This is a genomic window from Aquimarina hainanensis, assembly GCF_042684685.1.
Lineage (GTDB): Bacteria > Bacteroidota > Bacteroidia > Flavobacteriales > Flavobacteriaceae > Aquimarina > Aquimarina hainanensis.
Genome location: NZ_JBHULX010000021.1, coordinates 204,742 through 226,193, shown reverse-complemented (window position 1 = coordinate 226,193; position 21,452 = coordinate 204,742). Strand labels below are relative to the sequence as shown.

Below are 21,452 nucleotides of genomic sequence, written 5' to 3'. Positions count from 1 at the left end.
CAAAATTCAGTTCGAATAGCTGTAAAAAGTAAAATCAGCTGCATATGAATACAAATAAAGCGAAAATTACTTAATTTTCTTCTGTATATGATTGTAAAAGCGATGTTTGTTACTTTTGTTAGTAAATAATGCTTTTAATAATAACTTGAAATATATGCAGACCGTTGTATTAGTAATTGGAGCAAATGGACAATTAGGTTCTGTTTTGACACAGGCCTTGCAAGAGAAATTTGGGAAAGAAAATGTGATCGCTTCTGATTTAAGGGAAAAAGAAGGGTATAGCGGAATTTTTGAAATAATTGATGCTACTGATAGTGAGCGAATTCAGGAAATAGTAACTCGATATAAGGTCACTCAAATATACCATCTGGCGGCTATTTTATCTGCTAAGGGAGAAGAAGCCCCTTTGAGAACTTGGGATATCAATATGAAAACACTTTTTAATGTGTTGGAAATTGCCAGAACAAATTCGATTGATCGGGTTTTTTATCCGAGTTCAATAGCTGTATTTGGGGCAAATGCAACTCCGTTGAATACGCCTAATAATGAGAATCTAAGTCCTACAACTGTATATGGTATTAGCAAGGCAGCCGGAGAGAACTGGGCGCAATACTATTTTGAGAAATACGGAGTGGATATACGCTCATTGCGTTATCCGGGGGTGATTGGATATCAGTCATTACCAGGAGGAGGAACCACTGATTATGCAGTAGATATTTATCACAAAGCTGTACAGGAACAAGAGTTCAGCTGCTTTTTGAAAGAAGACACGATGCTTCCAATGATCTTTATGGAAGATGCTATAAGGGCTACTATAGAATTGATGGAAGCCCCTAAGGAAAGTATAAAAATAAGAACATCTTATAATTTGGCTGGCGTAAGTTTTTCTCCGGATGAAATTATAGCGGAGATTCAAAAAATATATCCTAATTTTAAAGTAAAATTTGAACCTGATTTTCGCCAGGATATTGCTGCAAGTTGGCCGAGGTCAATTGATGATACCGAAGCAAAAAAAGACTGGGGATGGGAACCGGAATATACACTGGAAAAAATCACTCAGATAATGATCCAAAAATTAAGAGAGCAATATAAGAACCAAACGAATCTGATCTAAATTAAAAGCATTATGTTTTCTAATATAAAAGAAAGTTTACAAAAAGAACTTGAAGAAATTAAAGCTGCCGGATTGTATAAGGCAGAAAGAATTATTACAACTCCACAGGGAGCAGCAATTGATACAGAAACCAATAAAGATGTGTTGAATTTCTGTGCAAATAACTATTTGGGATTATCTTCTCATCCCGATGTGATCGAAGCAGGAAAGGCTGCGATTGATTCACATGGATATGGGATGTCATCAGTACGTTTTATTTGCGGGACACAGGATATACACAAGGAATTAGAGAGAAAAACGGCTGATTTCCTAGGAATGGAAGACTGTATTTTATATGCTGCTGCATTTGATGCTAATGGTGGAGTCTTCGAACCGATTTTAGGAGCAGAAGATGCTATTATATCAGATGCCCTTAATCATGCTTCGATCATAGATGGTGTTCGTTTGTGTAAGGCAAAACGTTTTCGTTATACTCATAATGATATGAAGGATCTCGAAGAACAACTGAAACAAGCTTCGGGATCAAGAAGAATATTGATTGTTACAGATGGGTCCTTCTCGATGGATGGAACAATAGCACAATTAGATAAAATCTGTGATTTGGCAGATGCGTATGGAGCAATGGTGATGATAGATGAATGTCATTCTACAGGATTCTTAGGGAAAACAGGAAGAGGAACTCATGAGTATAGAGACGTGATGGGGCGTGTTGATATCATTACAGGGACATATGGAAAAGCTTTAGGAGGAGCTTCAGGAGGATTTACAGCAGCAAAAAAAGAAATCGTGGAAATGCTTCGACAGCGATCCAGACCATATTTGTTTTCTAATACAGTAGCGCCTTCAATTGTAGGAGCTTCTATAAAAGTATTGGATCTGTTGACTTCTTCTACTGCATTGAGAGATAAACTGGAAGAAAATACAAAGTATTTTAGAGAAGAAATGACAAATGCAGGGTTTGATATAATACCTGGGGATCATCCTATTGTACCAATTATGTTATATGAAGCGACATTGGCGCAAGAGTTTGCAGCAAAATTGCTAGAAGAAGGAATTTATGTAATTGGTTTTTTCTACCCGGTAGTCCCTAAAGGAAAAGCGAGAATACGAGTGCAATTGTCTGCAGGACATGAGCGGGAACATCTCGAAAAAGCAGTGAAAGCATTTGTGAAAGTAGGTAAAGAATTGAAAGTGATATAAATACAAACGTTTGTTAGTGGTTGTTTTTATGTGAATACGGTAAGCAAACATCATTTTTTTTAAAAAATACCTATATAAAAATGCTATTAAGTAGAAAATTCGTGATAATTGCTGTTTTTAGTTGAAAAAAGCAAAAAGAATTTTAAAATTTAATTTTATTCTATAATTTAGCACTGTAATAATTAAGACAAGACATGATCAGTTTATTTACTTGGAGCCGATTTTACTTTTACTTCTTTTATAAAAAAAGAAGCGGGATGGCTATGTAAATAATTGAGACCAAATTTATACAGTAAAAATCCCGATGAAAATCGGGATTTTTTTTTGTAATTAATTGAAATGGTATGAATTTGATGAAAACAATGTTTTGAGAATAAGAATGCTTTAATACAATAGTAAGTTGAAACAAAAGGTAGCTATACAAGGAATAAAAGGGTCCTATCATCATGGGGTAGCACAAGCGTATTTTGGAAAAGAAGTAGATGTACTGGAGTGCATGTCTTTTCAGGAGTTAGTACATAGTGTAGAAAGTAAACAAAGTACGGATGCGGTCATGGCAATAGAGAATTCCATAGCAGGATCTATAATACCTAATTATGCGTACATAGATGAATCGGACTTACGAATCACTGGAGAATATTATCAGCCGATACATCATTGTTTAATGGCATTGGAAGGGCAGCAGGTACAGGATATAAAGGAAGTTTATTCACACCCGATGGCATTGTTACAATGCAAGGAGTTTTTCAAAACATATCCACACATAAAGTTGGTAGAAGATGTAGATACTGCAGATGTGGCTAAGAGGATTCAGGAGAATAAATGGAAAGGAATTGCAGCAGTAGCAGGAGAAACAGCAGCTGATATATACCAGTTGGATGTCCTGGCAAAAAATATTCAGACGATCAAATCAAACAGTACTCGATTTTTTATTCTCAATTCCAAAGAAAATCAGACGACAAATGAAGTGGCAGTTAACAAGGCATCTTTAAAGTTTGTAACAGATCACAAAAGAGGAAGCTTGGCAACAGTATTGAATGTGATGAGTGATTGTAATCTCAATTTGACAAAAATTCAGTCATTACCTGTTATTGATAAACCATGGAAATATTCCTTTTTTGTAGATGTAACATTCGAAGAGTATGAAGATTTTGGGAAAGCGATTTCAATAATGAAAATAATGGCATTGGAATTAAAAATATTAGGAGAGTATAAAAATAATAAAGGATAATAATGCAAACAGCCAAACGATTAGAAACGGTAGAAGAATACTACTTTTCTACAAAGCTTAGAGAAGTGCGAGCACTGGCAGCAGCAGGTAAACCGATACTCAATATGGCTATCGGAAGTCCTGATCTGGCTCCGCCAAAAGAAGTTATAGAGTCGATACAGGAATCCCTGTATCAAGAAGGAGCACATAAGTATCAGAGTTATCAGGGCTTGCCGGAACTTCGAAAAGCAATGGCTGATTTTTATCAGAATAAGTATGCAGTCTCTTTGGATCCGAACCATGAAATTTTGCCCTTAATGGGGTCAAAAGAAGGGATTATGCATATCTCTATGGCGTACCTTAATGAAGGGGATGAAGTGTTAGTCCCTAATCCGGGATACCCTACATATACTTCTGTAACCAAATTAGTAGGAGCTAAACCTCTGTTTTATGATTTGAATGAAGCAGGGGGATGGGAGCCGGATTTGGATTTTCTGGAAAAGAAATATAACCTCTCAAAAGTAAAAATTATGTGGGTTAATTACCCCCATATGCCTACAGGGGCCGCTGGAAGTAAAGAGTTGTTTGAAAAACTGATCAGGTTTGCAAAAAAACATGCCATTCTTTTAGTAAATGACAACCCTTACAGTTTTGTGTTAAATGAATCTCCTCTAAGTATATTGTCAGTTGATGGAGCAAAAGAAGTGGCGCTCGAATTAAACTCTCTGAGTAAAACATTCAATATGGCTGGGTGGAGAATCGGTAAAGTAATGGGGGCAAAAGAAAAGATAGAAGCGATTCTAAAAGTAAAAAGTAACATGGATAGTGGAATGTTTCAGGGGATTCAGCGAGGTGCGATCACAGCGCTTCACTTGTCGGAAGAATGGTATCATTCTATGAATGCTATTTATAACGAAAGAAGAAAATTAATTTGGTCATTGGCGTCTTCTTTAGGGTGTACCTATGATATAAATGCAACAGGGATGTTTGTATGGGCTAAATTACCAAAAGGAGTAGATGCAGTAGACTTTATAGATAGAATACTCTATGAAAACAGCATTTTTATAACCCCGGGAGATGTTTTTGGGAGTAATGGCAAAGGATATATTCGCTTTTCCTTATGCATTAATGAAGAAAGTATAAAAGAAGCGATGAAACGGTTACAGGTGGCAGTATGAAAGTATTTGTAATAGGAATAGGACTTATTGGAGGGTCCATGGCAATTGATATAAAAGCAGCTTTTAATGATGCAATAATTTATGGAGTTGATAGTAACAAAGAGCATATAGAGCAAGCACTGAATTTAGGCTTGATTGATCAGGCGGCAACGAATGTTCAGTTGAAGGAGGCAGAGGTAGTTATTTTGACAACTCCTGTTGATATAGCAGTTCGCTTATTACCCGATGTATTAGATGAAATAAACGAAGAATGTTTGGTGTTTGATGCAGGATCTACAAAGAAGAATTTATGTGAGGTAGTGGCAGAACATCCCAGAAGAAGAAACTATTTGGCTACCCATCCGATAGCAGGAACAGAATTTTCCGGACCCAAAGCAGCTATTGCAAATCTCTACCGAGGAAAAACAAATATTATTTGTGAGGTAGAAAAGACAGCATTTAAACTGCAAGAAAAAGCGATGGAGATTTTTAATAGATTGGGAATGAGAATTCGATATATGGATGCAGCTTCACATGATAAACATATTGCCTATGTTTCACACCTGTCGCATATTAGTTCGTTTATGTTGGGGAAAACAGTGATAGAAAAAGAAAAAAATGAGAGAGATATCTTTGATATGGCAGGAAGTGGGTTCGCTTCTACAGTGAGGCTGGCGAAAAGCTCTCCGGCAATGTGGACACCGATTTTCGAACAAAATAAAGACAATGTGATAGAGACATTGGAAGAATATATAGCAAATCTGGAGAAATTTAAAAAAAATATAGAAGAAGATAAGTTTCCTGAGATCTATAAAGAAATGAAAGAAACCAACCATATAAAGACAATTTTAAAAGGAATTAACTGATAAAAAATACAAATCAAAAAATTAACCTATGGAGAATAAAAAGGAATTAAGGACTTGGTTAGATGATTACAATCTGGCGCATCCATTAGTGATAGGAGGTCCTTGTAGCGCAGAGACAGAAGAGCAAGTACTAAAAATAGCCCACCAGCTCAAGGATACCGATGCTACAGTGCTTAGAGCAGGAATCTGGAAGCCGAGAACACGCCCAGGAAACTTTGAAGGAGTAGGAGCGTTAGGGTTGAAATGGCTGCAAAGAGCCAAAGAAGAGACAGGGATGAAAATTGCGACAGAGGTAGCGAATCCACACCATGTAGAGCTTGCATTAAAGCACGATGTTGATGTGTTGTGGATAGGAGCCAGAAGTACAGTATCTCCCTTTATAGTACAGGATATTGCCGATGCGTGCAAAGGGATTGATAACCCTGTCTTAATAAAAAATCCGATCAATCCAGATCTGTCATTATGGTTAGGAGCTGTAGAGCGTTTTTATACAGCGGATGTCAAAAATCTGGGAGTAATACACAGAGGGTTTTCTACCTATGAAAAAACCAAATATAGAAATATCCCAGAGTGGCAGATACCGATTGATTTACAAAATAGATTTCCTGATTTGCCTCTGATTCTTGACCCGTCTCACATTGCCGGTAGAAGAGATCTGATTTTCGATCTATGCCAGACAGCATTGGACCTTAATTTTGACGGCTTGATTGTAGAGACACATTATGATCCGGATAATGCATGGAGTGACGCAAAACAACAAATAACACCAGAAACCTTAGTTCAAATTATGAAAGATCTTAGAATACGAAAAGAAGTAGGGGAGAATGAATCGTACCAGAAAGCATTAGATAAGTTGCGGGCAAAAATAGATGTGGCGGATAATCAGCTACTCGAAATTATGGCCAAACGGATGAAAATATCGGATGAAATAGGAAAGGTAAAAGCAAAACAAAATGTGGCGATCCTGCAGTCCAAAAGATGGAATGAAATACTGGGAAGAATGATTCTGGAAGGAGAAGAACATGGACTGAGTGAAGAATTCATTTTGAGAATTTATAAAGCAATTCACCAGGAGTCTATTAATCATCAGAAAAATATATCAAAAGTACAGACTGCATAAGATATAATTTGCATCTTTGTGCTCTATGACAGGTACTGTTTATAAATCTACAGGAAGTTGGTATACCGTTAAAACAGATAACGGGAAAGTGTATGAGTGTAGAATTAAAGGAAAATTTAGAATCAAAGGAATAAAAAACACGAACCCGGTTTCAGTTGGGGATCGGGTCGGGTTTTCTGTCGAAAAAAATACGGAAGAAAATAGAGGGATTATAGAAAGGATTGAGGAACGAACCAATTATATAATTCGCAAATCAGTAAACCTTTCCAAACAAACCCATATTATTGCTTCTAATATTGATACTGTTTTTTTGATTATTACATTGAATAACCCTCCAACGTTTCCTGCATTTATCGATCGCTTTTTAGTAACAGCAGAAGCATATGGAATTAAAGCAGTGCTGTTGTTTAATAAGATAGATGTCTATGACGAAGAAGAACTGTTAGAAGTAAAATACCTGGCTGCGCTTTACAGAAAAATAGGATATGAATGTATCGGCATATCTGCTAAAACAGGAAAAAATATAGCCAAAGTTAAAAACCTGATGAAGGATAAGGTTAGTGTTTTTTCAGGGCATAGTGGAGTGGGGAAATCTACATTGGTAAACGCGATAGAACCGGGACTTTCTTTAAAGACAGCAGAAATTAGTGATCAACATCAGCAGGGACAGCATACGACTACTTTTGCAGAAATGTTTGATTTGAGTTTTGGGGCTCGTATTATTGATACTCCGGGAATTAAAGGATTTGGAGTAGTAGATATTGAAAAGGAAGAATTAGGAGATTATTTTCCTGAGTTTTTCGAACTAAAACCTATGTGTAAGTTTAATAACTGCTTGCATATTAATGAACCAAAGTGTGCTGTAAAGGAGGCGTTGGAAAGAGAAGAAATTGCCTGGTCGAGATATAAGAGTTACCTTCAGATACTAGAAGGAGAAGAAGAACATTACCGAAAAAATAATTATTCAGAAGACTAATCACCGTTTTTTTTGAGTTGAGATATGAGAGTAGTAATTCAGCGAGTAAAAAATGCCTCCGTAGAAGTTGATAAAGAACTAGTTTCGGAAATAGGGCAAGGGCTATTAATTCTTGTAGGAATAGAAGATCAAGACACAGAAGAAGATGCAGTATGGCTATCAGGAAAAATTACACATCTTCGAATTTTTGAGGATGATAAAGGTGTTATGAACCGAAGTGTAAAGGAAATTGATGGAGATATTATTCTGGTTAGCCAGTTTACCTTACATGCAAGTACGAAAAAAGGGAATAGACCGAGTTATATCAAAGCTGCAAGACCAGAAACTGCAATCCCGTTATATGAAAATCTACTGAAACTACTGAAATTAGATTTGGGGAAACCGGTTGGCTCAGGTATTTTTGGAGCCGATATGAAAGTCGCACTTGTCAACGATGGTCCGGTGACGATTATCATTGATACAAAAAATAAAGAATAAAAATCATTTACAAATCGTTTAAAATGAGACATAAAAAGAGATATTGGCTTTTTATGGTGATAGTGCTATGTGGTTTATTTAAGCTGTTAGCACAAGATAAATCGCATTATCAGTCACTTGTGTTAGATTCAATGTTTACTAAAAATACTAATGCCGTTCTTAGGTATGAGAAGATAGTAGTGACAATAGAGAGTAGTAAGGCAGTAGTTGTAACAACTAAAAGAGCGGTCACTGTACTCAATAAATACGGAGATAAGTATACGGATACTTTTGAACGATATGACCCTTCAACTTCTATAAAAAAACTGGAAGCAAGAATATATGATCAATTGGGAAATGAGATAAAAAAAATTAGAAAAAAAGACTTTAATGATCATAGTGCAGTTAGTAATGGAACACTTTTTTCTGATAGTCGAGTGAAATTTATAGAATATACACCTGTATCTTATCCATATACATTAGAGTTCGAAAGTGAAGTGGTGTATTCCTCTACAGCATTCATTCCAGAATGGTTCCCTGTGAAAGGGTATAAAATAGGAGTAGAAGAGTCAATATATGAAATTAATAACCCAAATAAAATATCATATAGAAAACAGGAGAAAAATATTGAAAAATATGAAGTTGCTGTTAAAAATACTGGAGAAAGTATTAAATATATTTTATCCAATGTTCCAGTAGTGGAGGAAGAGATGTATAGTCCTGCATTTAGGGAACTGGTTCCTAGGTTACGAATTGTTCTGGATGAGTTTTACCTGGAAGGAAAGAAAGGAATTGGAACAGATTGGGAGACCTTAGGGAAGTGGCAGTATGAAAATCTTATAAGAGGGCGAGGAGACGTATCGGAGAAGACTATCCAAGAAGTTGAGGCATTAATGGAAGAAGGACTATCTGATAGGGAAAAAGCAAAACGTATCTATGAATACGTGCAAAAAAAAACAAGATATATCAGTGTTCAGTTAGGAATTGGAAGTTGGATGCCTTTTAAAGCTAGTGAGGTTGATAATTTAGGGTATGGAGATTGTAAAGCATTGACTAATTATACAATGGCATTATTACACAGTCAGAACATTCCCGCATACTATACAGTCCTATATGCAAAAGAAAGAAGAGATGTAGATCATGAATTGGCTGCTTTTGAAGGGAATCATGCGATATTAAATATTCCTGGAGAAAAAGAAGATATGTGGTTGGAATGTACGAGTCAAACTATGCCATTTAATTTTATAGGAGATTTTACAGATAATAGAGATGTGCTGGTGATTACTCCAGAAGGAGGTGTTATTAAAAGGACAAAGAAGTATGATGTAGAGGAGAATAAACGGCAAACAGTCAGTGAGATACATTTGAATGTAGATAGGTCAATGTCTGCAATGGTAGAAAGAACGTCAGAAGGTTTAGAGTATGATTGGAATAATGGAATTCAATTCCTGGCAAGAGATAAGCAGGATGTGTCTTATAAAGATGAGTGGGGGTATATTAATAATTTGAAAGTAAAAAATATTGATTTGAAGGATGATAAAGACGAGATTGTTTTTTTTGAAAAAATATCTGTATGTGCATCTTCATATTTAAAAAAAGCCGGAAGTAGGTTTTTGCTAATTCCAAATGTGTTTAAAAGAAATCAGGGAAGTTTACCGGTATATGAAGAGCGTAAAACTCCTTTTATAATAGAAAGAGGATATATACATATTGATTCATCAGCAATCCATTTACCAAAAGGATATACTCTTCGTAAGATTCCTTTAAAGAAGAGGATTGAAACTCCATTTGGAAGTTACTTATGGGAAGTAGAAAAGAAAAACGATTCTTTATTGATTTTCAAAAGATTCTTAAAGATTAATGATGGGGCATATGCAAAAGAAGAATATGAAAAATATCGGTTGTTTCAATCGGATGTAAAAAAATATGATAAATCAAAAATAATTTTAGAGAAACAAGAGTAAACCTAATAAATCAGTAACGTGAAAAAAAGTATTGTAATTTTTATTTGGATAATTTCCTGCGTAGGGGTAGCGCAGGATTACAAATTTGGAAAAGTTTCTAAAGAAGAATTAGAGGAAGTAATATACGTAAGAGATAGTGCTGCAGATGCAGCTATATTGTATGAAAAAAAGAAACTGTACTATTTATATAGTCAGGGAGAAGGTTTTAAGCAAGTGACAGAAGTGCAAAAAAGAATCAAATTATACAAGAAAGAAGGGTTTGGTCATGCGACAGCACAAGTATATTTATTCAAGGATAATAGTAATCGTGAAAAAATCCTTGGACTTTCAGGTAGAACATTTGAATTAAAGAAAGGAAAGATAATAGAAACAAAATTAAAAAGTGATGGAATTTTTAAAGGAGAGTATTCTGAAAACTATAACCAGGTAAAATTTACTATGCCAGCATTAAATGAAGGAGTAGTGATCGAGTATAAGTATAAAATTGTTTCTCCATTTACCAGAGGGATTGATCGGATTTATTTGCAAGATGAAATTCCTATCAAAAAAATTGATGTGGAAATTAAAATGCCAGAATATTACAACTTTAAAAAGAATATGACAGGTTATATTTCTTTTAAAGTAGAGGAATCAAAAGAAATTGATAAGATAACTTTTAATACAAAGGCAAGGTCTCAAAATGGGACGTCTTATAGACAGGATCAAATTGATTATACTGTTTCTATAGATAAAATACAGATGAGCAATGTGCCTGCTTTCAAAAAAGAACCTTATGCAGGGAATTCCAAAAACTATATTTCATCTATTGATTATGAATTGTCATTCGTGCAATTTCCTAATAGTCCTATAAGAACGTATTCAACAACATGGGTAGATGTGGCAAAAACGGTGTATCGAAGCTCTAATTTTGGAGATGAGTTAAAAAAGCAAAAATATTATAAAGAAGAATTAGATAAAGAACTGAAAGGTGTTTTGGATCAAAGTTCAAAGATTATTAAGGTCTATGAATTTGTAAAAAAGAAGGTGAAATGGAATGATAAAAATGGAGTAGGGACAATAGATGGAGTGAAAAAAGCTTTTAAAGAAGGGGTTGGAAATACTGCGGAAATAAATATAATGCTAATGTCAATGTTAAGGTATGTCGGAATTGATGTTAAGCCTGTGTTAGTGAGTTCAATTCGAAAACCTATTAGCTTATTCCCTACTTTAGATGGATTTGATTATGTGATTGTTAGGGTGAAATTCCCGGATGGAAAAATCTGGTACCTTGATGCTACAGATCCTTATGGACAACCCAATATTTTACCGAATAGAGTAATACAAGGGATAGGAAGAGTAATTGCAGAAAATGGGACTTCTCAATTGGTAGATTTTAGACCTAAGGAGCCTTCAAAAACGATGGTAAATGTAAAGTTCGATATTCAGGAAGATGGAACTGTTAAAGGAGTAATGAATACCCGATATATGAGTTATGAAGCACATAGGTTTAGGGAGAGAAATGGAGAGAAAGAAAATCGTAGCAACAGTATAAAAAAACGATTTGAACTTACGGAAATAAAAGATTATGAGCTAAAAGGAATAAAAGAATATGGGAAAGGAGTAAATGAACGATTTAGCTTTATAATAGAGAATGTTGTAGAGGCTGTAGAAGATGAATTGTTTTTTTCACCTTTGTTTTTTTTGAAACAGAAAGAAAATATATTTAAGTCGGAAGAAAGAAAGTTTCCGGTAGATTTTTCATATAGTTTTTCGAGAGTCTATAGAATCAATATAAAGATTCCCGAAGGATACGAAGTAATAGAAGTTCCGAAAGCTAGTGTTGTTAAGCTGCCAGATGGCTTAGGAATGTATTCTTTTAAAATGGATGCGACAAATCAGTATCTTCAATTAGTGCTTAATGAAGTGATTTTAGAGGCTGTGATTCCTTCAGATTATTATCCAACATTAAGAGAGTTTTATAACTCTTTAGTGGAAAAAGGAAGTGAGCAAATTGTTTTAAAAAAGAAGTAATTGTAGTTTGGGAAACAGGGCTTATATTTGATGAAAAATAATATATGAATATTCAAAATGCACAAAAAGCGGTTGATGAATGGATCAAGAATCACGGCGTAAGATATTTTAATGAATTGACCAATATGGCTCAGTTGACAGAAGAGGTAGGAGAAGTTGCAAGGATTATTGCGCGACGATATGGAGAACAAAGTGAAAAAGAGAGTGATAAAAACAAAGATTTAGGAGAAGAGTTAGCTGATGTGTTGTTCGTGGTTTTGTGTTTGGCTAATCAGACAGGAATAGATCTGCAGGCTTCTTTCGATAAAAAATTAGATATAAAGACCAAGAGAGATCACGAGCGTCATCATAATAATGAGAAACTGAAATAATGTTTAAAAAAGTTGTTACTTCTAGGAAATATTGGTTGTCAGTATTGTATTTAGGGATTGCATTTATAGTAGTATTTAGCCTCATAGAGCATGTGTCACAATTTAGAGGGGTTTCTTTATCAGGTTTTGTAGAAACAAAATTAGCGAATGGAAGATGGATGCGTTTTTTTCTGTCCAGAATTGTAGGAGGAGTTGCATATGGGATGATTATGTCCTATTATTTTACTGCTAGAAAAATTAAATCAAATAAATAAAAGATGGATGTAAGATTAGATTGTATATCAAATATAGAAAATAAAGAGCTGAAGATTACAGGATCCAAAAGTGAGTCAAACAGACTTTTAATCTTACAGGCATTATACCCGGAAATCACCATACGTAATTTATCGAATAGTGATGATTCAAAAGTAATGCAAAAAGCATTGCAAAGCACAGGAGAAGAAGTAGATATTCACCATGCCGGAACTGCTATGCGTTTTTTAACAGCTTATTTTGCATGTAAGGAGGGAAGAGAAGTATTGCTTACCGGAAGCAAAAGAATGAAGCAACGACCAATAAAAGTATTAGTTGAAGCGTTGCGACAATTGGGATGTGATATTGAGTACGAAGGAGAGGAAGGATACCCGCCATTACGGATAAAAGGAAGTATTCCTAATTCTAATGAAGTGTCCCTGAAAGCCGATGTAAGTAGTCAGTATATTTCTGCATTAATGCTAATAGCACCTTCCTTGCCAGAAGGGTTAAAGATATGCTTGTTAGGGAAAGTGACTTCCGTACCCTATATAAATATGACAATTAGTTTGCTTAGAGATATTGGAGTAGTAGCTTCTTTTGATGGAAATAATATTCAGATATCTCATAAAAAAGAAATAGCGCCGGTATCATTAGTTGTCGAATCGGATTGGAGTTCTGCCTCCTACTTTTATAGTATTGTAGCATTATCAGATAATCGATCAGTATCGTTAGGGAGTTATAAGGATCACAGCTATCAGGGAGATGCATCATTGGCTGAAATTTATCGGCAATTAGGAGTGGAAACAATTTTTTCTGAGCATCAGATAACCCTAAAAAAAACAGATACGCTAACGCAGGAGATTAAAGCACTTGATTTGTCCAATTCTCCAGACATAGCGCAGACAATTGCAGTTACCTGTTTTGGGTTGGGACTAGCGTGCTATTTAACGGGATTACACACCTTAAAGATAAAAGAAACAGATAGGTTGGAAGCGCTAAAGACAGAAATAGAAAAGCTGGGAGGAAAGGTAGAAGTGACAAATGATACCTTAAAATTATTTCCGACAGAAAATGTATTAGAGAATATTACGATTAATACCTATGATGATCATCGAATGGCGATGGCATTTGCTCCCTTAGCATTGAGGAAGTCGATACAGATTCACGAAGCAGAAGTAGTCTCTAAATCATATCCTGACTTTTGGTCAGATCTAAATGAATTAGGCTTTAAAGTTTCAGAGATTTAAAATATATCTGGGTAATTACTTGACAACCCCTGTTTTCAGATTGTATATTTGTCACTTCAAAAAAGTAAAAACGAATGAAGTTATCACATTTCAATTTCAATCTCCCAAAAGAGCTATTGGCTGAGTATCCGGCAGAAAACAGAGACGAGTCTCGTTTGATGGTTTTAAATAGAAAGGAGCAAAAAATAGAACATAAACAGTTTAAGGATCTTATTGATTATTTCGAGCCAAATGATGTTATGGTACTTAATAATACAAAGGTATTCCCTGCTAGATTATATGGGAACAAAGAAAAAACTGGAGCGAGAATTGAAGTGTTTCTTCTTAGAGAGTTAAACTCAGAAACTCGTTTATGGGATGTATTGGTAGATCCTGCTAGAAAAATACGAATAGGAAATAAACTGTATTTCGGGGATGATGAGAGTCTGGTAGCAGAGGTTATTGATAATACAACTTCCAGAGGACGTACATTGAGATTTTTATACGATGGTTCTTATGATGAGTTTAGGCAGAAGTTAACCGATTTAGGAGAGACACCACTTCCTAAATATATAAAAAGAGAAACAGAGCCTGAAGATGAAGAAAGATATCAGACAATTTATGCAAAAAATGAAGGAGCAGTAGCAGCACCTACTGCAGGATTGCATTTCTCTAAACACTTGATGAAACGTCTGGAGATAAAAGGAGTGGATTTTTCTGAGATAACATTACATGTAGGACTAGGAACTTTTAACCCTGTAGAGGTAGAAGATCTTTCCAAACATAAAATGGATAGTGAAGAAGCTTATATTACTGCAAAGGCAGCCGAGGTTATAAATGCAGGTATAAAGAACAAAAGAAGAATTTGTGCCGTAGGAACAACTGTGATGAGAGCTTTGGAAAGCTCAGTATCTTCTGAGAAAACATTAAATGAATTTAGAGGATGGACGAATAAGTTTATCTTTCCTCCTTATGATTTTAGTATCGCTAATAGTATGATTACTAATTTTCATACACCAAAATCAACGCTTCTAATGATGGTTTCTGCATTTGCAGGGCACGATTTGATAAAAGAAGCCTATGAAGAAGCCGTAAAAGAGAAGTATAAATTTTACTCTTATGGAGATGCAATGTTAATATTGTAATGTTTTTTTAACGAAGTATTTGCATATATAATAAAGTACCTCTAAAAATACTACAAAATTTATTTTTTTTGAGAGCTCAGTTTTACAAATGTTAAAATTGAGCTCTTTTTCGTTTTAACATCTATTTGTCTTAAAATTAAATTGTTAGGTTGTTTTTTATCTAAAAAAAAATTAATTTTGCACCTTGTTTTTGAAAAATTATACGGTTTTACCGTAAAGTTTTGTTAAAATAAAAATGTCATTTAACGATAAAAAATGAACTTTGTCGAAAAAAAAGAATTCACAAAAATATGGGGTAATTTTTGTTGTTGAATTGTCTAGTTTCGCAAAGTTTTCGGACAGTTTAATTTAATTATATATGAAAAGAATAGGGTTTTGTTTCGTTTTATTAATTTCTGTTTTTTCATTTGCTCAGACAAGAGTAGGAGAAGTTCAATTTAATAATTCGGATGTTTTTGAAGAAGAAGAACTGATGCTTAATGGAGCAGGAGCAAAAGATAAATTATATGCGATAGGATTATATTTAAACTTCGAAGTTGATGGAGTTGATGATGGAATCTTGGTAGCTGAAAAAAATGAAAATATGGCATTGACCATAAAAGTATTATCTAGCTCATTAAACTCGGATAAACTAAAAGAAGTTTTAAGAAATGGATTAGAGAGAGCTACTGATGGGAATAGCTATCTTTTAGAAGATCAGATCAGAAAGTTTTTTACGTATATTCCCAAAGAAGTAAATAAACACGATATCCTAAAAATTACTTTCAAAAAGGATAAAGGACTTACCGTGTATCGCAATATGGAATCACTAGGGACATTAAATAACCTGGATTTCAAAAAAGCATTTTTCAAAATCTGGTTAGGAGAAAATCCTACTGATGAAGAATTAAAAGAAGACTTATTGGGGAGTTTGCAAACGAATCCTGTATTGGGAAGATGGAAAGTTTATGATAAAAGAACAGGAGTGGCTACTAGTATTGTACAAATTTACGTTATCAAAAACAGTGTTTTTGGAGTCATAGAAAGAATGCTAAGGCAATCCGAAAGAGATGCGGTATGTTATGAATGTAAAGGAGATGATAAGAATAAACAAGTCGAAGGATTGGTTGTTTTAAAAAGATTACGTCCCAAAGGAGAGAATAAATATGCAGGGGGTAAGTTTACCAATATAAAAAATGGAGAAGTGTCTGATTGTCAGATATGGGTAGATGAAGATGAAGAAGATATTCTTAATGTTCGTTATAAAGGAAGTGGTGGAACCCACAAATGGAAACGAATTAAAAAATAAAGAGATGAAAAGAGTTTGAATTTCAAACTCTTTTTTTTGCAATAAAAAGGATTGAAAATAAGTCGATTTGGTATGGAAAATAAAAGATATCTGGAGGACTTCTTTATCTTTTATATTTTTGCAGTATTATGAAGGTGAAAAAAAAGGATATTAGGTCATTAACGAAAGACGAATTACGAGATTTTTTTAAAGAAAGCGGAGATAAAGCTTTTAGAGGGAATCAGGTGTATGAGTGGCTTTGGAATAAAGGAGCACATGACTTTGATGATATGACGAATGTCTCTAAAAATACCCGAAAAATGCTGGCGGAGCACTTTGTTATTAATCATATCCATGTAGATCAGATGCAAAGAAGCTCGGATGGAACGATAAAAAATGCAGTGCGATTACATGATGGTTTAATAGTAGAATCCGTATTGATCCCTACAGCTACAAGAACGACAGCGTGTGTTTCTTCTCAGGTGGGATGTAGCCTGGATTGCAAATTTTGCGCTACAGCCAGGCTCAAAAGAATGAGAAACCTTAACCCTGATGAGATTTATGATCAGGTAGTGGCAATAGATAAAGAAAGCAGACTTTATCACAACCGTCCTTTGTCTAATATTGTTTTTATGGGAATGGGAGAGCCATTAATGAACTATAAGAATGTATTAAAATCTATAGAGAAGATAACCTCAGAAGATGGATTGGGAATGTCTCCTAAAAGAATTACAGTTTCTACTTCCGGAGTTCCTAAGATGATCAAAAAACTGGCAGATGATGAAGTGCGGTTTGGTTTGGCAGTTTCTCTGCACTCTGCCATCGATGATGTCAGAACCAGGATTATGCCATTTAATAAAATGTTTCCCCTGTCCGATCTTAGAGAGTCATTAGAGTATTGGTATCAGAAAACAAAAAGTAAGGTTACCTACGAATACGTAGTCTGGAAAGGGATCAATGATCGTAAAGAAGATATTGATGCCTTGGTGAAATTTTGCTCCTATGTTCCCTGCAAGGTGAATCTTATAGAATATAATCCAATCGATGACGGAGAGTTTCAACAGGCAGACTCACATGCAATAGATCGTTATATCAGCTCTTTGGAAACAAAAGGAATTGTTGTGAATGTTCGAAGAAGCAGAGGGAAAGATATCGATGCTGCATGCGGGCAATTAGCGAATAAATCATAGATACAAAACATAAGAAATCTTAATATTTTCATAGAAATGCAATATCAATTAGCGAAAAGAAGAATACAAACTTATTTATGCTATCTTCGCAGCTAATAATCAGATCGAATTAAGAAGTAACTGTTGAAAATAGTTGAGCAAATAAAGCGACCTATCATAGATGAAATGGAACTTTTTGAGAAAAAGTTTTCACAATCTATGTCTTCTAAAGTGGCCTTATTAAATAGGATAACGCATTATATTGTAAACCGAAAGGGGAAACAAATGCGTCCGATGTTTGTTTTTCTGGTAGCAAAAATGGTGGCAGAAGGAGAACTAAATGAAAGAACGTATAGAGGAGCTTCTGTAATAGAGCTTATTCATACGGCGACCTTAGTCCATGATGATGTTGTTGATGATTCTAATATGAGGCGAGGTTTCTTCTCTATAAATGCCTTGTGGAAAAATAAAATAGCTGTATTAGTTGGAGATTATCTGCTGTCCAAAGGATTGTTACTTTCTATAGATTACGGAGATTTTGATCTGCTTAAAATTATCTCTGTAGCAGTCAGAGAAATGAGTGAAGGAGAGCTGTTGCAGATAGAAAAGGCTAGAAATTTAGATATAACAGAAGAAGTCTATTACGAGATCATTCGTCAAAAAACAGCTACCCTAATTGCTGCTTGTTGTAGTTTAGGAGCATGCTCAGTAGCTCCTGATTCTGATGCTGTAGAGAAAATGAGAAGATTTGGAGAGTTAATAGGGATGACTTTTCAGATTAAAGATGATTTGTTTGATTATGGAGATGAAGCAATAGGAAAACCTACCGGAATAGATATCAAAGAGCAAAAAATGACACTCCCTCTGATTTATACCTTAAATCATTGCTCAAAAGAAAAGAGAAAATGGTTGATTAATTCCGTAAAGAACCACAATAAAAATAAAAAGAGAGTCAAAGAAGTGATTGACTTTGTTAAGCTTAGTGGAGGATTGGAATACGCTACTAAAATAATGCATGAATTTAAAGAGGAAGCCTTAACAATTCTTTCATCCTTCCCAGATTCAGAATACAAAGACTCTTTAGAGTTGATGGTCACCTATGTTATAGACCGAAAAAAATAACAAACCATACTTTTTTTATATCTCAGGCAACTATTTTAATTTTATGAGCGTCTATGTATATAGAGCATAAAAATTAAAGGACTTGAGAATTGTTCAATTTTATAAAAACGAAACATTACTCATTAGCAAAGCTGCTAAAGGGCATAAAGAGGCACAGTATAAACTATACAAAAGTTATGCTGCCAAAATGCTTAGTGTGTGTAGGTATTATATCAAAGATATACACCATGCAGAAGAGGTGATGTTGTCAGGTTTTTTGAAGGTATTTATGAACTTGAAAAAATTCAAGTCCGAAGGAAGCTTTGAAGGTTGGATTCGAAGAATTATGATTAATGAGTCTATTTCATACTTGAGAAAAGAGAAAACACAGCTTTTTACCGAAGAAATAATAGGAGGTAAAGAGATTTCCTGGAATAATATAGAAACAGAACTGGAGGTTGAAGAAATTCAATCGTTAATCGATAGTTTACCTTCAGGGTATAGGATGGTATTTGTCCTATATGCTGTAGAGGGGTATAAACATCAGGAAATTGCCAAAATGTTGGATATTTCGGAAAGCACGTCAAAGTCACAGCTTTTCAAAGCGAGAAAGATGCTACAGAGAAAAATGATAAATCAAAACATAATGAATAATGGCACCGTCTAAGTTTGATGAAGAAATAAAGAAGAGATTAGAAGGACGTTCAATAACGCCTTCAGCAGCAACATGGACACGTTTGGAGGAGAAGCTGGATGCTGGTAAAAGAAAAGAGAAAGGATTTCAGCTGGTAAAAATGCTAGTTGCAGCTTGCGTGATAGGAATTGTGGCTGTTATCGTATTCCGATTTACAAAAAGAGAAAACATTTCTGATAGAATTACCAATACAGATACAATATTGTTAGAAAATAAAATAGATTCAGTTCAGAGCACCGAAATTGTTTTGGAAAAAATAGTAGAAGATAAAAAACCTATCGATAAAAAAACACCTCAAAATAACATTGTTTATAAGGAGAACAAGGAACAAAAGCAAGATATCAAAATACCAGCAAAAGAAAATATAGCGCCGTCAGAAGAGTCAAGGGGATTCGTGTTTGAAAAAACCGAAGAAGAGATGATTCAGCAGGAAGTAGCCAATGTGCTAAAAGAAGTAGTGGCGCTGGAGAAAGAGAAAGAAGAGGTGTCGGATGAAGAGATTGAAGCACTTTTGTACAAAGCGCAACAAAAAATTTTGTTAGAAAAAATAACAAAATCAAATAAGGTCAATGCTACTGCGCTTTTGCATGATGTAGAGCTAGAACTTGATGAAACCTTTAAGGAACGAGTTTTTGAAGCATTAAAAGTAGGATTTAAGAAATTACATATTTCGATTGTAGATCGGGAGAATTAATACATTCATTAATCAAAACCATTGCGATCTTTTCCCTGTGTTTTATATGCAGGGGGAGGACGTGTTGGAAATCAAAAATCATCATCAAAATGAAAACAGTTATTTTAATCGCCATGTGGATGGCAATGGCTTTATGCACCCATTTATTTGCACAGGATACAATACATAATAGTAAGATAGTGCAATTAAAGAAAACCAAAGAAGAAATAGTTGTAAGTGAAAAAAATAAGCTAAAAAAAGAAGTAGAGAAGATTAATCAACAATTAATTGATGGAGAAATTACGAAAGAAAAAGCAATAATGCTAAAAGAAGCTGCGGCAAATAAAAGAGCGTTAAATATAGAAAATCAACTAACAATCATAGATAATAAAATAGCACTTCTAATTAGGAATGGAGAGGTTTATGAAGAGGTAGAGGAAAGGAATAAAATTGAAAAAGAAATAGAGATATTTGGTTTTAAGATTAACGGTAATAATTCCAATAAAAAAGAAGTATATGACAGGAGAACGAATGAAAGTTTTGTTATCGCTTTTGGGTTGAATAATGTACTTACAGAGGGCACTTCATTAGAAGACTCTGATTATAGAATTGGAGGGAGTAGGTTTTTTGAAATGGGAATTGTATGGAAGACTAGAATTTTTGAAAAATCAAATTTTGCAAGAGTCCTATATGGAATTTCATATCAATCAAATGGACTAAAACCGACAGGAAATAGATATTTAGTAGATAAAGAAGGGCAAACAGTTCTGGAGGAATTCAGAGTAGGGTTGGACAAATCTAAATTTAGAGTAGATCATCTTGTGGTGCCGTTGTACTTGGAATTTGGTCCTTCTAAGTTTATAGAAACCCCAGAAAAAATAAGATACCGTATACACAAGAAGTTCAGAATAGGTGTTGGGGGATATGCAGGATTGAATATTAGTACGCGACAGAAGTTAAAATATATAGAAGAAGGTGAGAAAGTGAAAGAAAAAATTAAAATGGATTATAATACTAGCAATTTTGTGTATGGATTAGGAGGATATCTGGGTTTTGGGGATATGTCTTTGTATGCAAAATATGATATGTCTCCATTGTTTAAAAATGCAGTAGTAAAACAAAATAATATTTCTTTGGGAGTTAGGTTTGATTTGTAAAAAATATCTAGCTTAATATTAAAGCCTTATATGCTATCATATGAAGGCTTTTCTTATTTAAAAACAATTTTTAAAGGGATTTAAAACCGTAAAATTGAATGTTTTGTTGAGTCATATCATGTTATTTTTAGAGTTTTTTGTGTTAAAATTGTTAAAATAATGTAATATAATAGTTAATTCTGTTAAATAGTTTGATTTTTTATTTTACAAAAAACACAGAAAAAAAGAAGAAGCTTCAGGTTAAATTTGTTTTATGTAACTATCTGTTTTTTAATTGTTTAATGTTGTTTTGTTTCTTGTTTAAACGAGTTTTGTTTTAATGATCAGTGTAATGTATTGATT

20 protein-coding genes are annotated in these 21,452 nt (G+C 34.3%); all 20 read left to right on the top strand.

The annotated features are described in order from the left end of the window. Window positions 1-154 precede the first annotated feature (154 nt). The 20 genes from ACFSTE_RS11725 to ACFSTE_RS11630 all read left to right on the top strand — a co-directional run bounded on the left by ACFSTE_RS11725 (window position 155) and on the right by ACFSTE_RS11630 (window position 21,110). Complete coding sequence (locus ACFSTE_RS11725; protein ID WP_378257032.1) at window positions 155-1,114, top strand: NAD-dependent epimerase/dehydratase family protein; 960 nt, start codon at window positions 155-157, stop codon at window positions 1,112-1,114. A 12-nt stretch (window positions 1,115-1,126) separates the two neighbouring features. After that, complete coding sequence (gene kbl / locus ACFSTE_RS11720; RefSeq protein WP_176028800.1) at window positions 1,127-2,314, top strand: glycine C-acetyltransferase; 1,188 nt, start codon at window positions 1,127-1,129, stop codon at window positions 2,312-2,314. 400 nt (window positions 2,315-2,714) lie between these two features. Next, window positions 2,715-3,545, top strand: coding sequence for a prephenate dehydratase (locus ACFSTE_RS11715; RefSeq protein WP_176028801.1), 831 nt, complete (start codon window positions 2,715-2,717; stop codon window positions 3,543-3,545). Then, entirely contained in the window at window positions 3,545-4,702 is a 1,158-nt protein-coding gene (locus ACFSTE_RS11710) for a pyridoxal phosphate-dependent aminotransferase (RefSeq protein WP_378258945.1), read from the top strand. Before ACFSTE_RS11715 ends, ACFSTE_RS11710 begins: the two co-directional genes overlap by 1 nt. Continuing rightward, the gene (locus ACFSTE_RS11705) at window positions 4,699-5,547 is read left to right on the top strand and encodes a prephenate dehydrogenase (RefSeq protein WP_176028802.1); all 849 of its coding nucleotides are present in this window, start codon (window positions 4,699-4,701) and stop codon (window positions 5,545-5,547) included. The genes ACFSTE_RS11710 and ACFSTE_RS11705 overlap by 4 nt, the downstream gene beginning before the upstream one ends. A gap of 28 nt (window positions 5,548-5,575) precedes the next feature. Beyond that, window positions 5,576-6,667, top strand: coding sequence for a bifunctional 3-deoxy-7-phosphoheptulonate synthase/chorismate mutase type II (locus ACFSTE_RS11700; RefSeq protein ID WP_176028803.1), 1,092 nt, complete (start codon window positions 5,576-5,578; stop codon window positions 6,665-6,667). A gap of 25 nt (window positions 6,668-6,692) precedes the next feature. Continuing rightward, entirely contained in the window at window positions 6,693-7,643 is a 951-nt protein-coding gene (gene rsgA, locus ACFSTE_RS11695; protein ID WP_176028804.1) for a ribosome small subunit-dependent GTPase A, read from the top strand. 24 nt (window positions 7,644-7,667) lie between these two features. Continuing rightward, entirely contained in the window at window positions 7,668-8,120 is a 453-nt protein-coding gene (dtd, locus tag ACFSTE_RS11690; RefSeq protein WP_378257028.1) for a D-aminoacyl-tRNA deacylase, read from the top strand. Between the two features lie 23 nt (window positions 8,121-8,143). Further along, complete coding sequence (locus ACFSTE_RS11685; RefSeq protein ID WP_378257026.1) at window positions 8,144-10,063, top strand: DUF3857 domain-containing transglutaminase family protein; 1,920 nt, start codon at window positions 8,144-8,146, stop codon at window positions 10,061-10,063. Between the two features lie 18 nt (window positions 10,064-10,081). Continuing rightward, entirely contained in the window at window positions 10,082-12,073 is a 1,992-nt protein-coding gene (locus ACFSTE_RS11680; protein ID WP_378257024.1) for a transglutaminase domain-containing protein, read from the top strand. 44 nt (window positions 12,074-12,117) lie between these two features. After that, window positions 12,118-12,444: a nucleotide pyrophosphohydrolase gene (locus ACFSTE_RS11675; protein WP_176028806.1), complete on the top strand. Its 327-nt coding sequence runs from the start codon at window positions 12,118-12,120 to the stop codon at window positions 12,442-12,444. Further along, window positions 12,444-12,698, top strand: a complete 255-nt coding sequence (locus ACFSTE_RS11670; protein ID WP_378257022.1) for a hypothetical protein — start codon at window positions 12,444-12,446, stop codon at window positions 12,696-12,698. The genes ACFSTE_RS11675 and ACFSTE_RS11670 overlap by 1 nt, the downstream gene beginning before the upstream one ends. A 3-nt stretch (window positions 12,699-12,701) precedes the next feature. Continuing rightward, window positions 12,702-13,925: a 3-phosphoshikimate 1-carboxyvinyltransferase gene (locus ACFSTE_RS11665; RefSeq protein WP_378257020.1), complete on the top strand. Its 1,224-nt coding sequence runs from the start codon at window positions 12,702-12,704 to the stop codon at window positions 13,923-13,925. Window positions 13,926-13,999: 74 nt separating this feature from the next. Next, window positions 14,000-15,049: a tRNA preQ1(34) S-adenosylmethionine ribosyltransferase-isomerase QueA gene (queA, locus tag ACFSTE_RS11660; RefSeq protein ID WP_176028809.1), complete on the top strand. Its 1,050-nt coding sequence runs from the start codon at window positions 14,000-14,002 to the stop codon at window positions 15,047-15,049. 358 nt (window positions 15,050-15,407) lie between these two features. Continuing rightward, entirely contained in the window at window positions 15,408-16,337 is a 930-nt protein-coding gene (locus tag ACFSTE_RS11655) for a chalcone isomerase family protein (protein WP_176028810.1), read from the top strand. A 128-nt stretch (window positions 16,338-16,465) separates the two neighbouring features. After that, complete coding sequence (gene rlmN / locus ACFSTE_RS11650) at window positions 16,466-17,506, top strand: 23S rRNA (adenine(2503)-C(2))-methyltransferase RlmN (RefSeq protein ID WP_176028811.1); 1,041 nt, start codon at window positions 16,466-16,468, stop codon at window positions 17,504-17,506. Window positions 17,507-17,629: 123 nt separating this feature from the next. After that, a complete protein-coding gene (locus ACFSTE_RS11645; protein ID WP_378257017.1) occupies window positions 17,630-18,607 on the top strand; it encodes a polyprenyl synthetase family protein in 978 nt (325 codons plus the stop codon). 82 nt (window positions 18,608-18,689) lie between these two features. Further along, on the top strand, window positions 18,690-19,253 hold the full coding sequence (locus tag ACFSTE_RS11640; RefSeq protein ID WP_378257015.1) for an RNA polymerase sigma factor: 564 nt from the start codon (window positions 18,690-18,692) through the stop codon (window positions 19,251-19,253). After that, window positions 19,240-19,974 carry a hypothetical protein gene (locus ACFSTE_RS11635; RefSeq protein WP_378257013.1) on the top strand — a complete coding sequence of 245 codons (735 nt, stop codon included), beginning with the start codon at window positions 19,240-19,242 and terminating at the stop codon, window positions 19,972-19,974. Before ACFSTE_RS11640 ends, ACFSTE_RS11635 begins: the two co-directional genes overlap by 14 nt. 89 nt (window positions 19,975-20,063) lie before the next feature. Next, complete coding sequence (locus ACFSTE_RS11630) at window positions 20,064-21,110, top strand: hypothetical protein (protein WP_378257011.1); 1,047 nt, start codon at window positions 20,064-20,066, stop codon at window positions 21,108-21,110. Window positions 21,111-21,452: the final 342 nt, after the last annotated feature.

Bases quoted from the DNA above. Each gene is read 5' to 3' on its own strand.
- ACFSTE_RS11675 (WP_176028806.1), top strand. From the start codon at position 12,118: ATGAATATTCAAAATGCACAAAAAGCGGTTGATGAATGGATCAAGAAT.
- ACFSTE_RS11670 (WP_378257022.1), top strand. From the start codon at position 12,444: ATGTTTAAAAAAGTTGTTACTTCTAGGAAATATTGGTTGTCAGTATTG.
- ACFSTE_RS11700 (WP_176028803.1), top strand. From the start codon at position 5,576: ATGGAGAATAAAAAGGAATTAAGGACTTGGTTAGATGATTACAATCTG.
- rlmN (WP_176028811.1), top strand. From the start codon at position 16,466: ATGAAGGTGAAAAAAAAGGATATTAGGTCATTAACGAAAGACGAATTA.
- ACFSTE_RS11685 (WP_378257026.1), top strand. From the start codon at position 8,144: ATGAGACATAAAAAGAGATATTGGCTTTTTATGGTGATAGTGCTATGT.
- ACFSTE_RS11630 (WP_378257011.1), top strand. From the start codon at position 20,064: ATGAAAACAGTTATTTTAATCGCCATGTGGATGGCAATGGCTTTATGC.
- queA (WP_176028809.1), top strand. From the start codon at position 14,000: ATGAAGTTATCACATTTCAATTTCAATCTCCCAAAAGAGCTATTGGCT.
- rsgA (WP_176028804.1), top strand. From the start codon at position 6,693: ATGACAGGTACTGTTTATAAATCTACAGGAAGTTGGTATACCGTTAAA.
- ACFSTE_RS11635 (WP_378257013.1), top strand. From the start codon at position 19,240: ATGGCACCGTCTAAGTTTGATGAAGAAATAAAGAAGAGATTAGAAGGA.
- ACFSTE_RS11725 (WP_378257032.1), top strand. From the start codon at position 155: ATGCAGACCGTTGTATTAGTAATTGGAGCAAATGGACAATTAGGTTCT.
- ACFSTE_RS11665 (WP_378257020.1), top strand. From the start codon at position 12,702: ATGGATGTAAGATTAGATTGTATATCAAATATAGAAAATAAAGAGCTG.
- dtd (WP_378257028.1), top strand. From the start codon at position 7,668: ATGAGAGTAGTAATTCAGCGAGTAAAAAATGCCTCCGTAGAAGTTGAT.
- ACFSTE_RS11705 (WP_176028802.1), top strand. From the start codon at position 4,699: ATGAAAGTATTTGTAATAGGAATAGGACTTATTGGAGGGTCCATGGCA.
- kbl (WP_176028800.1), top strand. From the start codon at position 1,127: ATGTTTTCTAATATAAAAGAAAGTTTACAAAAAGAACTTGAAGAAATT.
- ACFSTE_RS11655 (WP_176028810.1), top strand. From the start codon at position 15,408: ATGAAAAGAATAGGGTTTTGTTTCGTTTTATTAATTTCTGTTTTTTCA.